Genomic DNA, 15,124 nt, shown 5'->3' with positions numbered 1-15,124 from the left:
AAGGCCGATGACCAGCAGGCCGTTTTTGAGGAAAGACCACAACTTTAAAAGGGGATTGAAAGTTAAATGGTGTATTAGCAATGCATCTCTTGATAATGCATATCTGTTTGGTAAATTTATTGAAATTATAATGTTAATAGATTGGGTGGTAATTTTCTTGTTAGCGTAGATAAATTTCCTGTTTTTAAAGCGGAGTTCCTCATTTAAGGCTATTAACAAAAATGTTCTAAAACGCTGGACAGACAGAAATTAATCAGGCTATTTTCAAAACAGCCACCATCGTGGCAGCGTCGCTCGGACGGTCCGGGCGCTCACGTTAATCTGAGGAAATTATGGCTGACACTCGCCCTGAACGTCGCTTTACGCGTATTGATCGTCTCCCACCCTACGTTTTTAACATTACCGCTGAACTGAAAATGGCTGCGCGTCGGCGCGGCGAAGATATTATCGATTTCAGTATGGGTAACCCGGACGGTGCGACCCCGCCGCATATCGTCGAAAAATTATGTACGGTGGCCCAGCGACCGGACACGCATGGTTATTCCACCTCGCGTGGTATTCCGCGGTTACGTCGCGCCATTTCCCGCTGGTATCAGGATCGTTACGACGTCGAGATCGACCCGGAATCAGAGGCTATCGTCACCATTGGCTCGAAAGAGGGGCTGGCGCATCTGATGCTGGCGACGCTGGATCACGGTGACACTGTACTGGTGCCTAATCCAAGCTACCCGATTCATATTTACGGCGCGGTGATTGCCGGGGCGCAGGTACGCTCAGTGCCGCTGGTGGACGGTGTCGATTTCTTCAACGAACTGGAACGCGCCATTCGCGAAAGTTATCCGAAACCGAAGATGATGATCCTCGGCTTTCCCTCGAACCCAACCGCGCAATGCGTGGAACTGGAATTCTTTGAGAAGGTTGTAGCGCTGGCGAAACGCTACGATGTGCTGGTGGTCCATGACCTGGCCTATGCCGATATCGTCTACGATGGCTGGAAAGCGCCGTCAATCATGCAGGTGCCAGGTGCACGCGATGTGGCGGTCGAGTTCTTTACGCTGTCGAAAAGCTACAACATGGCGGGCTGGCGTATCGGCTTTATGGTCGGTAACAAAACGCTGGTCAGCGCGTTGGCACGTATTAAAAGCTATCACGATTACGGCACCTTTACGCCGTTGCAGGTGGCGGCGATTGCGGCACTGGAGGGCGATCAACAGTGCGTTCGCGACATTGCCGAACAGTACAAACGCCGCCGTGATGTACTGGTTAAAGGGCTGCATGAAGCGGGCTGGATGGTCGAAATGCCGAAGGCTTCGATGTATGTCTGGGCGAAAATCCCGGAACCATATGCGGCCATGGGCTCACTGGAATTTGCCAAGAAACTGCTTAACGAAGCGAAGGTCTGTGTCTCTCCAGGGATTGGCTTTGGCGACTACGGCGACACCCATGTTCGCTTTGCGCTGATTGAAAACCGCGATCGTATTCGCCAGGCGATTCGTGGAATTAAAGCGATGTTCCGTGCCGACGGTTTACTACCCGCCAGCAGCAAACATATTCACGAAAACGCGGAATAAACACCATCGCCAGAAATGCAAACAGGAGCCAGATGGCTCCTGTTTTTCATTGCACAGTTTGCTTTTAGATCATCAGGGCAAAAGTACCGGCCCAAACGATGACCATAAAAGAAATGCCCATAAAGAAATATTTCACTTTACATCTCTCCGCGTAATTACTGTTACGCCTGAATGACTTCATTACACCTGATACAGTGAGTTGACACCGGGCAAAACGACATTGAAAGTCCGTATTTTACCGTGGGCATCACCCCAGAATTCTGAGCTAAACTGCTCCAGACGGCGCTAATGTACGCCTAAAACTGAAACGAGACAAGAGGCATTTTCTTATTTACTTTTAGTAACTTACAGGTGTCTCATATCGGCGACAGTTTAATTTCTGACGGTAATAATTAGAGATTCAGCGAAGGAAAAAACCTTAAGAAAAAAGCCATAAAAAACATGAGGTTATTATGGCTGATTTGAGGAGGGAAAGAGTAAGAGCAATTTGTTAAATGTATAACGACGATTCTCCCACCGGGCGCGTTTTAAAGCGACGGTGGATCCAGAGGTACTGCTCAGGTGCGCGCATAATCTCTTTCTCGATAATCTTGTTCATATAGGCAGCGGCTTGATTTTCATCTGCCGGGTAGCCTTCCATTTCAGGGGTGATGAACAACCGATATCCGCTGTAATCCGCTTTTCTGACCATCGTTACGGTCAACATGGCTGCGCCAGAGAGACGAGAGAGGACATAGGTGCCATTGGTTGTGGCAACATTTTCTACCGCAAAGAACGGTGCGAAGGAGCTGCCTTTACGACCATAATCCTGATCGGGAGCAAACCATACGGCTTCACCTTTCTTCAGCGCACCGACAATACCGCGCAGATTATTTCTGCCGATCATCGCTTTGTTAGAGCGCATGCGACCACGGGTCTGCACCCATTCCATCAGCTGATTATTATGCGGACGATAGGTGGCCATCATTGGCTGACATAGTCCCATCACGCGGCCGCCCAATTCCAGCGACATAAAATGGACGCCGACAACCATCACGCCACGATTTTGCAGTTGTGCGCGTTTGAGGTTATCCAGCCCTTCAACATCAAACCATTTACGTACGCGACTGTCGGGCCAGAACCATGCCATGCCGGTTTCTACCAGCGCCATGCCGAGTGAACGAAAGTTTTCGGCAATCATCTTCTCGCGCTCTTCAGCAGAATGCTGTGGGAAACAAAGTTCCAGGTTCTTACGGGCGATAGATTCACGACGTTTCAGGAATGGTCGCGCCATCGTGCCGATACGCGTGCCGAGAAAACAGAGAACAGGGTAAGGAAGCTGTACCCAAAGCCAGAGTACACCAAGCCCAAACCATGTGAGCCAGTAGCGAGGATGTAGAAACTCGCGGGAAAATTTGCATTTTGGAAACATAGTTACCTTCTGTAGATACGAATTGTTGTATCGCAGAAGATTCCATGTCGACAGCGGTACACTCAATTGGTTGGGCCATCATGTACGACAATGGTTCCTGTAAAGAGTGTAAAGACTAGTCAGGACATAACCACGAGGAGCATGAATGCGGTGCTTTTACTTTATCACTGGCTGACTGCTTTCAGCTACTGATTATTTATCGTGCAAAGTAAATATTTTTTTCGCACATTACAGTCTTGCATTTAACGTGCTGTTTTCATTAATACTTAGCAAAAATTGCCAGAGGTTAAGGATTGTCTTACTATTAAAGTGACTGAAGTTACAGGTTTTTTAGCGCGGCAGGAGGTTGAGCTATGATTTATTTATGGATGTTTCTCGCCCTGTGTATTGTCTGCGTAAGCGGATACATCGGTCAGGTACTGAACGTGGTCTCGGCGGTCTCTTCTTTCTTCGGCATGGTGATCCTCGCTGCACTCATTTACTACTTCACCATGTGGTTAACTGGCGGTAATGAACTAGTGACGGGGATATTTATGTTTCTTGCCCCGGCTTGTGGCTTGATGATTCGCTTTATGGTGGGGTATGGCAGGCGGTAGTAGTTCAGGATGGATCATTTGGGCAGGTGCTCACATCATCAACAGATATGATTGTTCACCTGCCATGTGACAGACGCTATCGCACAGGATGAATAAGATAATTCGCCTTTGTCGGAAAAGGGGGCGTGATGTCTTCTGTGAGATTTAATGGTGGCGCATCTTCTCTCATCTTAAACAAAATCGCCTGTGATGGTTGAAGTTTTGTAGAATGAGTTGTCGTCATCACTGACGTTTTTTCTGTCCCTTTATAGCTCGTCTCACTTCCACCACCAGAAATGGAAAATGCAAAAACATTGCATGCCATAATAGAGACCAATAAAAATAAGCTAAAAAGCATTAAGTTTACTTTCATAGAAAGTTATCCTGAGAATGGCTCACTGAGAACCTACGATGTTATGGCTGTATTTACATTTAATTAATCAGTATTTACATCGATATAATAAATGACATCTCTTTGTGGTATATAAGAATAGTTCTCTGCGACAGGAAGCATATTCCTACAATTGTAAGACTAAATACTTCTTGCGATAATAACTACAACTGTAAGATAACCCTTTCAAAATGACCGTTGCTCTCTGATTTCTCATTTCATGCTCACCCAATATGATGGCGGCGTTTTCTAAAACTGTTAAAGAATGAGGTAAGTATGAAACGTTTAATTATGGCTACGATGGTCACAGCAGTTCTGGCATCTTCAACTGTATGGGCTGCTGATAATGCACCGGTAGCAGCACAACAGCAAACTCAGCAAGTTCAGCAAACCCAGAAAACGGTAGCAGCAGAGCGTATCTCTGAACAGGGTTTATATGCGATGCGTGACGTGCAGGTAGCGCGCCTGGCTCTGTTTCATGGCGATCCGGAAAAGGCAAAAGAACTGACCAATGAAGCTTCCGCTTTGCTGTCAGATGACAGTACTGAATGGGCAAAGTTCGCTAAGCCAGGTAAAAAGACCAATGTCAATGATGACCAATATATTGTCATTAATGCATCTGTCGGAATTTCTGAGAGTTATGTAGCGACACCCGAAAAAGAAGCCGCGATAAAAATTGCCAACGAAAAAATGGCGAAAGGGGATAAAAAGGGCGCAATGGAAGAGCTTCGCCTGGCCGGTGTTGGTGTAATGGAAAACCAATATCTGATGCCGCTTAAACAGACTCGTAATGCACTTGCTGATGCGCAGAAACTGCTTGATAAAAAGCAATACTACGAGGCAAACCTGGCGCTTAAAGGTGCGGAAGATGGAATCATCGTCGATAGCGAAGCACTGTTTGTGAACTAATGCTGACAGGCAGCATATTGAAGTAAAAGATTTTACTCCCTCCTGGCGACAATTTTTTATGACCACAATACGACCGATTGTGGTCATAAAATTATTTGGCGCTCGCGGTTCTATTAACACGAATTTTCTATTCCTCAAAGTAAACATCAATAATCCCGTGTCATCACGAAATCATTGTTTATGTTATGTTTTATGGTACGATTTAAAAATCGTAATCATTTCCCTAACTGTAAATCACAATCGCTTCTTACAGTTGTAAGAATAACATCACAAATGTCGCGGCTCTCTCTGATTACCGCAAACCAATATTTATCATATTCTTCTTTTCGTCCTCACTACTTACCATGCAAAAAGGAATTGGAAGTGGCGATGAAATGATTTTCCGCACTTGATACAGGAATTTAAAAATATCGAGTGCAGCTACGACGATATTTTGCGGATTATTTATAGAGGGCGTTATGCCTTAAGTAAACGCTAAATTAACATATATTTAATTAACTAATAGGTATTGCTATGTCAACTCCACTTCAAGGAATTAAAGTTCTCGATTTCACCGGTGTGCAATCTGGCCCATCTTGTACTCAGATGCTGGCGTGGTTTGGCGCTGACGTCATTAAAATTGAACGTCCCGGCGTTGGTGACGTAACGCGTCGCCAGCTGCGAGATATTCCTGATATCGATGCGCTTTACTTCACCATGCTTAACAGCAACAAACGTTCTATTGAATTAAATACCAAAACAGCGGAAGGCAAAGAGGTAATGGAAAAGCTGATCCGCGAAGCTGATATCTTGGTCGAGAACTTTCATCCAGGGGCTATTGATCACATGGGCTTCACCTGGGAGCATATTCAGGAAATCAACCCACGTCTGATTTTTGGTTCGATCAAAGGGTTTGATGAGTGTTCACCTTATGTGAATGTAAAAGCCTATGAAAACGTTGCTCAGGCAGCGGGTGGCGCGGCATCCACTACGGGTTTTTGGGACGGCCCGCCGCTGGTAAGCGCTGCAGCGTTGGGTGACAGCAACACCGGAATGCATTTGCTGATCGGTTTACTTGCTGCTTTGCTGCATCGCGAAAAAACGGGGCGTGGGCAACGAGTTACCATGTCAATGCAGGATGCCGTGTTGAACCTTTGCCGCGTGAAATTACGTGACCAGCAGCGCCTCGATAAGCTGGGTTATCTGGAAGAATACCCGCAGTATCCGAATGGCACATTTGGCGACGCAGTACCACGCGGTGGTAATGCGGGTGGTGGCGGTCAGCCTGGCTGGATCCTGAAATGTAAAGGCTGGGAAACCGATCCTAACGCCTATATTTATTTCACTATTCAGGAGCAAAACTGGGAAAACACCTGTAAAGCTATCGGCAAACCAGAATGGATTACCGATCCGGCATACAGTACAGCTCATGCCCGACAGCCACATATTTTCGATATTTTTGCTGAAATCGAAAAATACACTGTCACTATTGATAAACATGAAGCGGTGGCCTATTTGACTCAGTTTGATATTCCTTGTGCACCGGTTTTAAGTATGAAAGAAATTTCACTCGATCCCTCTTTGCGCCAAAGTGGCAGTGTTGTCGAAGTAGAGCAACCGTTGCGTGGAAAATATCTGACAGTTGGTTGTCCAATGAAATTCTCTGCCTTTACGCCGGATATTAAAGCTGCGCCGCTATTAGGTGAACATACCGCTGCTGTATTGCAGGAGCTGGGTTATAGCGACGATGAAATTGCTGCAATGAAGCAAAACCACGCCATCTGATATTAACGGGGGCTTCTGGCTCCCAATTTATAAAAATTTCGAGGTTATTAATCATGTCAGATCAACTTCAAATGACAGATGGTATGCATATCATCGTTGAAGCATTAAAACAGAATAATATTGACACTATTTATGGTGTTGTAGGTATTCCTGTGACGGATATGGCGCGCCATGCCCAGGCGGAAGGCATTCGTTATATTGGTTTTCGTCATGAGCAATCTGCAGGCTATGCGGCTGCGGCAAGCGGTTTTCTTACCCAAAAGCCAGGGATCTGCCTGACCGTTTCTGCGCCAGGATTCCTCAATGGTTTGACTGCATTGGCCAACGCAACAGTAAATGGTTTTCCGATGATCATGATCAGCGGCTCCAGCGATCGCGCGATCGTTGATCTCCAGCAAGGTGATTATGAAGAGCTGGACCAAATGAATGCGGCAAAACCCTATGCCAAAGCGGCATTCCGCGTTAACCAGCCGCAGGATCTTGGCATTGCGTTGGCACGCGCTATCCGGGTCTCCGTTTCGGGTCGCCCTGGTGGTGTTTATCTTGATTTGCCAGCAAATGTCCTGGCTGCGACGATGGAAAAAGACGAAGCATTAGCCACTATTGTTAAAGTTGAAAACCCATCGCCAGCGTTATTGCCATGCCCGAAGTCAGTCACTAGTGCAATTTCGCTGTTAGCAAAAGCAGAACGGCCATTAATTATCCTTGGTAAAGGCGCGGCGTATTCACAAGCTGATGAGCAGCTTCGTGAGTTTATTGAAAGTACCCAGATTCCATTCCTGCCAATGTCTATGGCGAAAGGGATCCTGGAAGATACGCATCCACTTTCTGCGGCGGCTGCGCGTTCGTTTGCGCTGGCAAATGCTGATGTTGTCATGCTTGTTGGGGCGCGACTGAATTGGTTACTGGCGCACGGTAAAAAAGGATGGGCGGCAGATACACAGTTTATTCAACTGGATATAGAACCGCAGGAAATTGACAGCAATCGACCCATTACTGTGCCAGTCGTTGGCGATATTGCATCCAGTATGCAAGGTATGCTGGCAGAACTGAAACAAAACACATTTACGACTCCACTGGTGTGGCGCGATATTTTAAATATCCACAAGCAGCAAAATGCGCAAAAAATGCATGAAAAGTTAAGTACAGATACCCAACCATTAAATTACTTTAATGCATTGAGTGCGGTGCGCGATGTATTGCGCGAGAACCAGGATATTTATTTAGTTAATGAAGGGGCAAATACCCTGGATAATGCACGAAATATTATTGATATGTATAAACCACGTCGTCGTCTGGATTGTGGCACCTGGGGGGTTATGGGCATCGGTATGGGTTATGCTATCGGCGCGAGTGTAACCTCTGGTTCCCCAGTTGTTGCCATTGAAGGTGATAGTGCTTTTGGTTTCAGTGGGATGGAGATTGAAACGATTTGTCGATATAACCTGCCGGTGACAATCGTTATTTTTAATAATGGCGGCATCTACAGAGGAGACGGTGTTGATCTCAGTGGCGCTGGTGCACCATCACCAACAGATCTATTGCACCATGCAAGGTATGACAAATTAATGGATGCATTTCGTGGCGTTGGATATAACGTCACCACGACAGATGAACTTCGTGATGCTTTAACCACCGGTATTCAGTCGCGCAAACCGACCATTATTAATGTGGTCATCGACCCAGCAGCAGGAACTGAAAGTGGCCATATTACCAAACTTAACCCAAAACAAGTCGCTGGTAATTAAATACTGACATCGTCTCCTCTTGCCAACTCATTATCGATGGTGAGGGGACCCTTATCGGAAATACTATTATGCTAACATTTTTTATTGGCGATTTATTGCCTATTATCGTAATCATGCTGTTGGGTTATTTTAGCGGCAGACGAGAAACTTTTTCAGAAGATCAAGCCCGGGCATTTAATAAACTGGTATTAAATTACGCTCTTCCTGCGGCCCTATTTGTTTCTATTACCCGGGCAAACAGGGAAATGATTTTTGCGGACACTCGCCTGACCCTTGTATCACTTGTGGTTATTGTCGGATGTTTCTTTTTCTCCTGGTTTGGTTGCTACAAATTTTTTAAACGTACCCATGCAGAAGCAGCAGTATGTGCATTAATTGCAGGTTCACCTACCATTGGATTCCTGGGGTTTGCAGTTCTCGACCCTATTTATGGTGATTCCGTATCAACAGGTTTAGTGGTAGCAATTATTTCTATTATTGTTAACGCAATTACTATTCCTATTGGTCTGTATTTGCTGAATCCCTCCTCAGGAGCGGATGGTAAGAAGAATAGCAATCTGAGCGCGTTAATCTCTGCGGCAAAGGAGCCAGTCGTATGGGCACCTGTTCTGGCAACGATCCTGGTGTTGGTTGGGGTAAAAATTCCGGCAGCATGGGATCCAACCTTTAATCTGATTGCGAAGGCCAACTCAGGGGTAGCGGTATTCGCTGCGGGTTTGACTCTGGCTGCACATAAATTCGAGTTCAGTGCTGAAATTGCTTATAACACCTTCCTGAAGCTGATTCTGATGCCACTGGCACTGCTTCTCGTTGGTATGGCATGTCATTTGAACAGCGAACATCTGCAGATGATGGTACTGGCAGGCGCATTACCGCCGGCATTCTCCGGAATCATTATTGCCAGCCGGTTTAATGTCTACACCCGCACTGGTACAGCGTCATTGGCTGTTAGCGTGCTGGGTTTTGTCGTCACGGCTCCCTTGTGGATTTATGTCAGTCGACTGGTTTCATAATTAATCATGTTATTAATTTTCATAAATGCCGAAGAGTCTTTTCACCTTCGGCTTTTTTTCAAGGCATAAGCAAATGACAAATACTGAAAGCAAAGGCCCATTTGAAGGGTTATTAGTTATTGATATGACTCATGTCCTTAATGGGCCTTTCGGAACTCAACTCCTTTGTAATATGGGCGCAAGGGTCATTAAAGTTGAGCCGCCGGGTCATGGTGATGATACCCGCACATTTGGTCCCTATGTGGATGGGCAGTCACTCTATTACAGTTTTATTAATCATGGCAAAGAGAGCGTGGTTCTTGATTTAAAGAATGACCACGATAAAAGTATATTTATAAATATGCTTAAACAAGCTGATGTATTAGCCGAGAATTTCCGCCCAGGTACAATGGAAAAAATGGGGTTTTCGTGGGAAACGCTACAAGAAATCAACCCACGTCTCATCTATGCTTCATCGTCAGGTTTCGGACATACCGGTCCGCTAAAAGATGCTCCGGCCTACGATACCATTATTCAGGCAATGAGTGGAATAATGATGGAAACGGGATATCCTGATGCTCCGCCAGTGCGTGTTGGCACCTCTCTTGCAGATCTCTGTGGCGGTGTCTATTTATTCAGTGGAATCGTGAGTGCGCTTTATGGCCGCGAAAAGAGCCAGCGAGGGGCGCATGTCGATATCGCGATGTTTGATGCCACTCTGAGTTTTCTGGAGCATGGACTGATGGCATATATCGCGACTGGGAAGTCACCACAACGTCTGGGAAATCGCCATCCCTACATGGCTCCTTTTGATGTTTTCGATACTCAGGATAAACCAATTACTATTTGTTGTGGTAATGACAAGCTTTTTTCTGCGTTATGCCAGGCACTGGATCTGACGGAACTTGTTGATGATCCCCGATTTAACAGCAATATTTTACGTGTACAAAATCAAGCTATTCTTAAACAATATATTGAGCGGACGTTAAAAACGCAGGCAGCTGAAGTTTGGTTAGCCAGAATACATGAAGTTGGTGTACCCGTAGCGCCGTTATTAAGTGTGGCTGAGGCCATTAATTTGCCACAAACTCAGGCGAGAAATATGTTGATTGAAGCCGGGGGAATAATGATGCCGGGTAATCCGATAAAAATCAGCGGCTGCGCGGACCCGCATGTTATGCCGGGAGCGGCAACGCTCGACCAGCATGGGGAACAAATTCGCCAGGAATTCTCATCGTAAATGTTAGATGTGCTGGTAAATAGCTCCCACATTTGAACATTGTGGGAGCCGCTATTTAGTCATTTTGTTGACAGAAAACCGCAATCTCCTGGTCTAACTCTGCAATGTGTTCTTTAACAGAGTTCAGCAACTTAAGAATTTCAGGCTTGCTGTCATCTGAAACTGGCGTTATTTCTAACTGGTGGCTAAGATTAATCAACTTTTGCAAATTCAGGATGTTAGCCGCACCGTGGATGCGATGAATACACTGATGGAAAGTTCTGTTATCGCCAGCTTCTAACGCATGAAACGCAGCGGGTAGATCTTTATGCGTTTCATGCTGGAAAGTCATGAGAATCTCCTGCATCAGTTGTAGATCGTTCGCCGTATTATTTTTCAGGGCCTCGATATCAAGGTGGCGATACTGAGGTGCAATATGTGCAACCTGGTGTAACTGACTTAAATGTGTTTTCAGTACATCCAGGGTTAACGGTTTGAACAAACATAAGTTCATGCCGCAATTTAACCCTTTTTCACGTTCGTTAGCCTGTGCGTTGGCTGTAAGCCCCCAGATGGGTAAGGAAGAATTTTGCTCACGGAGTTTGCGAGTCAACTCAAAACCATCCATATTCGGCATATTAACGTCAGTAATAAGCAGATCATAATGCTGCATACTGACTTTGTGTAGCGCCTGTACACCATCAGAGGCTTCATCAACATCATATCCTAATAGGTTTAGCTGGCGTTTGAGTAATAGTCTGTTGGTCGGATGATCATCCGCGATTAATATGCTCAACTTTTCAGGGAGTGTCATAGGTTGTTCTGCTTTTGCCTCGACAGTCGCCACTTGTTGGGTAATTTCTACCGGGATTGTGATCGTAAATGTCGTTCCTATGCCGGGATGACTTTCTAATGACAAATCGCCCTGCATGTTTTTAATTAATTCTTTGCAGATCATTAAGCCTAAACCAGAACCTGTTTGCTGACGACCTGCTGTTGTTTGGCTATAGCGTTTAAACAGTTGTTGTTGTTCTTCCTGCGATAATCCGCTTCCGGTGTCCATAATCGTCATTTTGATAACAGCGTGGTTGTCATCAATATGAACCAGGGAAGTCGTAATTTTTACTGCCCCCTCGGTGGTAAATTTAAGGGCATTACTCAGTAAATTAGACAGCACCTGCTTAAATGCTTGAGGGTCGATTTTAACCAGGTAGCGTTCAGGAAGCGTACTGCTGCAATTTAATGCGATGGATTTGCTTGCAGCAATCGCACCGAAAGAATGACAAGTGTTCTGGACTAAAGTAGGGATATCGACCCATTGTGGTTGAAGTTGATAGTTACCCGACTCAATTTTGTCGACATCAAGGATTTCACCAATTAAGCCGAGGAGCGACTGTCCGGTGGCGTAAGCAAGTGAAATCGCCTCCACACGTTGCTCCTTGCTAAGACCTGAACCCGACAGAAGTTCCAGGAAGCCCATAATGGAGCTTATTGGTGTTCTTATTTCGTGACTCATTGTTGCCAGGAACTGGCTTTTTGCGACAGTTGCATTGATCGCTTTATTTCTTTCTACTTCGAGTGCATGAATTAAATCACGCGTCTCGGTAATATCTTGCCAACCACAAATATATACTGCATTGTCACTTGCAGGTAAATTGCATAATGTATGCCAATGATTAATGCATCTTTTTTCAGTACCATTATTAATTTCAAAAACTTGGCTATATATTGTTCTGTTTTCTTTTGTTTCTGCTGTGACTTCATGCACATTAGAAAAAACATCTTTAAAGGGGGAGTCACTGTTTTCTAATGGTAACATTGCATTTTTGTAGTAATCAGCAGTGAAATAATGTTCAAATGCACTATTGTGACTAATGACATTACCTTGCCAGTTTACAACATAAGTTGGATTCGGTAAGGAATCCGAGAGTGCTTTCCGGAATGATATTTGGTTTTCTAAATCACCCTGAATTACCTTACGACGACGAACTGAGCGTAACAGGTAGAATCCCCATAAAAGGCTACTGCCAACTAATAAAACGGATAAAGTCGTAACAATGTAAAATTGCTCACTATAGAGGTCCCATGTGTCAATGGTCACATTGGGCATTTTGATCCATTTTTCCGTCAGGCGCAGAACTTCGCTTGGGGGAATTGCATTCAATGCTTTATTAATAATATCCTTAAGTTCTGGTTCTCCGCGAGGAAAAGCGAACGAAAGCGATGCATTCTCAACGCCGGGAATAAGAAAATGATAAAGCTCATTAGGATAGTAATGGTCGATCATGTAACGCGAATTTAGCTGTGTCGCGACCAGGGCATCAAGTTCACCTTCCTTAACCTTGTGAAATGCAGCGCTAGCATTATCGACTTGTATCCACTCAACCTCCGGATACATCTCTTTCAATTGCGAATGAAGCTCATAATAATATGGAATGGCAACTTTCATTCCTTTTTTTAAAGTTTGTTCACTATCAGGCGCTTTTTGCATGACGAAAACGTAAGGCGTTGTTATGAATGCTTCAGCAAATAAAACATTATTTTCTCGATCTTCACTATAAATAGCGCCAGGTAAGATATCCCATCCATCGGGATTAAGCTGTGTTCCGGCATGGATATTGTGTGAAACGGTGATCGGAGAAAATCTTAAACCTGTTTGCAATGTAATAATATTAAGAATATCCCCCATAACGCCCCGAACCGAGCCATTTTCATCAGTCATAGAATAGGGAGGGGAGTAAGGATTTTCCAGCACCTTTAAATCGGGATGTTGCTTAATCCACTGTTTTTCATGTTCAGTGAGTTCTAATGGTTTGTTCAGAAAGGCCAGGTTTCCTGTATCAAGCCAATTTTGTGATACTTCATAGCGAACTTCATTTGTTAAAGCATCAACAAACCGATTGAGTACTTCATTAAGAATGACGGATTCTTTTCTGGTCAAGAAAAAATTATATTGACGCGGCGAGTTATAATATTTCACTACATTTAAGGAGTGAGTGAAATAGCGGGAAATCATACTGCTGGTAATGATGTTACTACCAATAAAGTAATCATTATGTCCGGTAGAAACGGATGCTAATGCCTGATATAAATTTGTAAAAGAGATAATTGTTGCTTTTGGAAATGATTGATGAATTACCTTGTCTGGGGGGTAATTTGCTACCCGAGCAATATTTACTGGTTTTGGTGAGGTAAGCGGTCGCATTGAGTCGTGAAGGGTGGTTACCAGCGCCGGAAAGGTAATTATCAATGGTTTGGTTGCAGCAATGTCATTATTAAGAGGCGGCGAAGTAACTAAATGTGATAACACTATATCGACTTCACCTTCTGCAAGCGCGTCCATTGCTTTTTGATGATCTGCGTATTCCCGGAGTGTTAATTTGATATTTAACGCTCTTTTTAAAAGATTTAAATAATCAGCATTAATACCACGAACCCGTTGCTGCGAATCGGTATGCAACAACGTAGCCGTTTGGGACTTGTGTACTGCAATCACAAGATTTTTTTTGCTCGCTAACCAACGTAATTCCTTGTTGCTCAGACGTAGTGGATCAAGCGTGACACGGTTGTTACTACTGATGCCACGATATTCGATGTAATCTTCGTCTGCGAAACTTATGGTCGACCAAAGACCACAACAGAGAAGAAAAAAATAGGGTAAAAACTTCATGTGATTAGCCGATTTTGTTACGTTGCGCGAATGTGTAAAGATCCATCAGTGATTTACATTCTAATTTTTCCATCAGGCGACTTTTATACGTGCTGACAGTTTTGTTGCTGATGAACATTTTTTCCGCAATGTCATTATTGTCCTTGCCATCAAGAATATACCTCATGACACTAATTTCTTGTTTCGATAAGGAGTCGAGTTTTTGCTGGTCGGACGTTAAACTTCCAACAAACCGGTTGAGAGAGAAAGGGAAATAGCAGTAGCCATTTTTTGCAGCTTCAATAGCCGCAATGATATTGTTCATGCCTTCTTTTTTACTCACGAATCCATTAGCGCCTGCATCAGCACAATGTTTCCCGTAAAAATGGTCATTTTTAGCGGAGACGATAATAATAATTCCGCTATATTGGCGCTTCCTCAGCGTTTCTAACACCTGGATACCGTTAACTCCGGGGATATCGACATCAATGATGACGATATCAGGTTTAAGTGTTTCCACCCGCTGAACGGCACTTCCCCCTTCAGTCAACTCCGCTAAGATTTCAATATCGTTTTTGAACAATAAATTACGAATTGCTGCGATAGCAAGAGGATGGTCATCAATAATTATTGCGTTCATAGATTATTCCCTTTGCAATGAAGCATCTCCCTTCTCCCTGTAGTAATACAGACATAAGGCATCATCTCATTTTCTCAATCAAAATAAGAAAATTTGAGCTTCCTTTAAGATAATTCAACAAGTATACCATATAAATAGTCGGCATAAATGAAATGTCAACAATAAAATCAGGGATAATACCGCTAACTTATAGTTTCAAATGAGTACTATAAGGCTTCTTATTAATCCTACAGGCGTAAGAATTGTATTGCAAAA

Annotated in this window: 12 protein-coding genes; 7 read left to right on the top strand and 5 right to left on the bottom strand. The window is 44.3% G+C overall.

Going from position 1 to position 15,124, the window contains the following annotated elements:
- Positions 1-332 precede the first annotated feature (332 nt).
- On the top strand, positions 333-1,571 hold the full coding sequence (gene alaC, locus QUE34_RS14490; protein WP_000785914.1) for an alanine transaminase: 1,239 nt from the start codon (positions 333-335) through the stop codon (positions 1,569-1,571).
- Between the two features lie 64 nt (positions 1,572-1,635).
- Here the strand turns inward: alaC and ypdK are convergent, their stop codons facing one another.
- Positions 1,636-1,707: a membrane protein YpdK gene (gene ypdK, locus QUE34_RS14485; protein WP_010723117.1), complete on the bottom strand. Its 72-nt coding sequence runs from the start codon at positions 1,705-1,707 to the stop codon at positions 1,636-1,638.
- Positions 1,708-2,061: 354 nt separating this feature from the next.
- Positions 2,062-2,982 (bottom strand): kdo(2)-lipid IV(A) palmitoleoyltransferase, encoded by a 921-nt coding sequence (gene lpxP / locus QUE34_RS14480; protein WP_032303480.1) that lies wholly within the window; start codon positions 2,980-2,982, stop codon positions 2,062-2,064.
- Positions 2,983-3,335: 353 nt separating this feature from the next.
- On the opposite strand from lpxP, the gene QUE34_RS14475 reads away from it, so the two are divergent.
- Positions 3,336-3,578, top strand: a complete 243-nt coding sequence (locus QUE34_RS14475) for a YfdY family protein (RefSeq protein ID WP_000639883.1) — start codon at positions 3,336-3,338, stop codon at positions 3,576-3,578.
- Positions 3,579-3,654: 76 nt separating this feature from the next.
- Here the strand turns inward: QUE34_RS14475 and ypdI are convergent, their stop codons facing one another.
- Positions 3,655-3,930, bottom strand: coding sequence for a colanic acid biosynthesis lipoprotein YpdI (gene ypdI / locus QUE34_RS14470; RefSeq protein WP_032303479.1), 276 nt, complete (start codon positions 3,928-3,930; stop codon positions 3,655-3,657).
- A gap of 294 nt (positions 3,931-4,224) precedes the next feature.
- On the opposite strand from ypdI, the gene QUE34_RS14465 reads away from it, so the two are divergent.
- From QUE34_RS14465 to yfdE, 5 genes are all read left to right on the top strand, one after another.
- Positions 4,225-4,857 (top strand): YfdX family protein, encoded by a 633-nt coding sequence (locus QUE34_RS14465; RefSeq protein WP_032303478.1) that lies wholly within the window; start codon positions 4,225-4,227, stop codon positions 4,855-4,857.
- Between the two features lie 513 nt (positions 4,858-5,370).
- Positions 5,371-6,621, top strand: coding sequence for a formyl-CoA transferase (gene frc, locus QUE34_RS14460; protein WP_000106772.1), 1,251 nt, complete (start codon positions 5,371-5,373; stop codon positions 6,619-6,621).
- Between the two features lie 53 nt (positions 6,622-6,674).
- On the top strand, positions 6,675-8,369 hold the full coding sequence (gene oxc / locus QUE34_RS14455) for an oxalyl-CoA decarboxylase (protein WP_032303477.1): 1,695 nt from the start codon (positions 6,675-6,677) through the stop codon (positions 8,367-8,369).
- Positions 8,370-8,437: 68 nt separating this feature from the next.
- A complete protein-coding gene (yfdV, locus tag QUE34_RS14450) occupies positions 8,438-9,382 on the top strand; it encodes a transporter YfdV (protein ID WP_000955028.1) in 945 nt (314 codons plus the stop codon).
- Between the two features lie 73 nt (positions 9,383-9,455).
- Positions 9,456-10,601 carry a CoA:oxalate CoA-transferase gene (yfdE, locus tag QUE34_RS14445; RefSeq protein ID WP_032303476.1) on the top strand — a complete coding sequence of 382 codons (1,146 nt, stop codon included), beginning with the start codon at positions 9,456-9,458 and terminating at the stop codon, positions 10,599-10,601.
- Between the two features lie 55 nt (positions 10,602-10,656).
- Here the strand turns inward: yfdE and evgS are convergent, their stop codons facing one another.
- The gene (evgS, locus tag QUE34_RS14440; RefSeq protein ID WP_072000977.1) at positions 10,657-14,250 is read right to left on the bottom strand and encodes an acid-sensing system histidine kinase EvgS; all 3,594 of its coding nucleotides are present in this window, start codon (positions 14,248-14,250) and stop codon (positions 10,657-10,659) included.
- A 4-nt stretch (positions 14,251-14,254) separates the two neighbouring features.
- Entirely contained in the window at positions 14,255-14,869 is a 615-nt protein-coding gene (gene evgA / locus QUE34_RS14435) for an acid-sensing system DNA-binding response regulator EvgA (RefSeq protein WP_033885026.1), read from the bottom strand.
- Between the last annotated feature and the right edge of the window lie 255 nt (positions 14,870-15,124).

The organism is Escherichia sp. KS167_9B (assembly GCF_030295215.1).
Lineage (GTDB): Bacteria > Pseudomonadota > Gammaproteobacteria > Enterobacterales > Enterobacteriaceae > Escherichia > Escherichia coli_F.
Note: the sequence above shows the minus strand (reverse complement) of the source record. Positions and strands in the feature narration are given on the sequence as shown.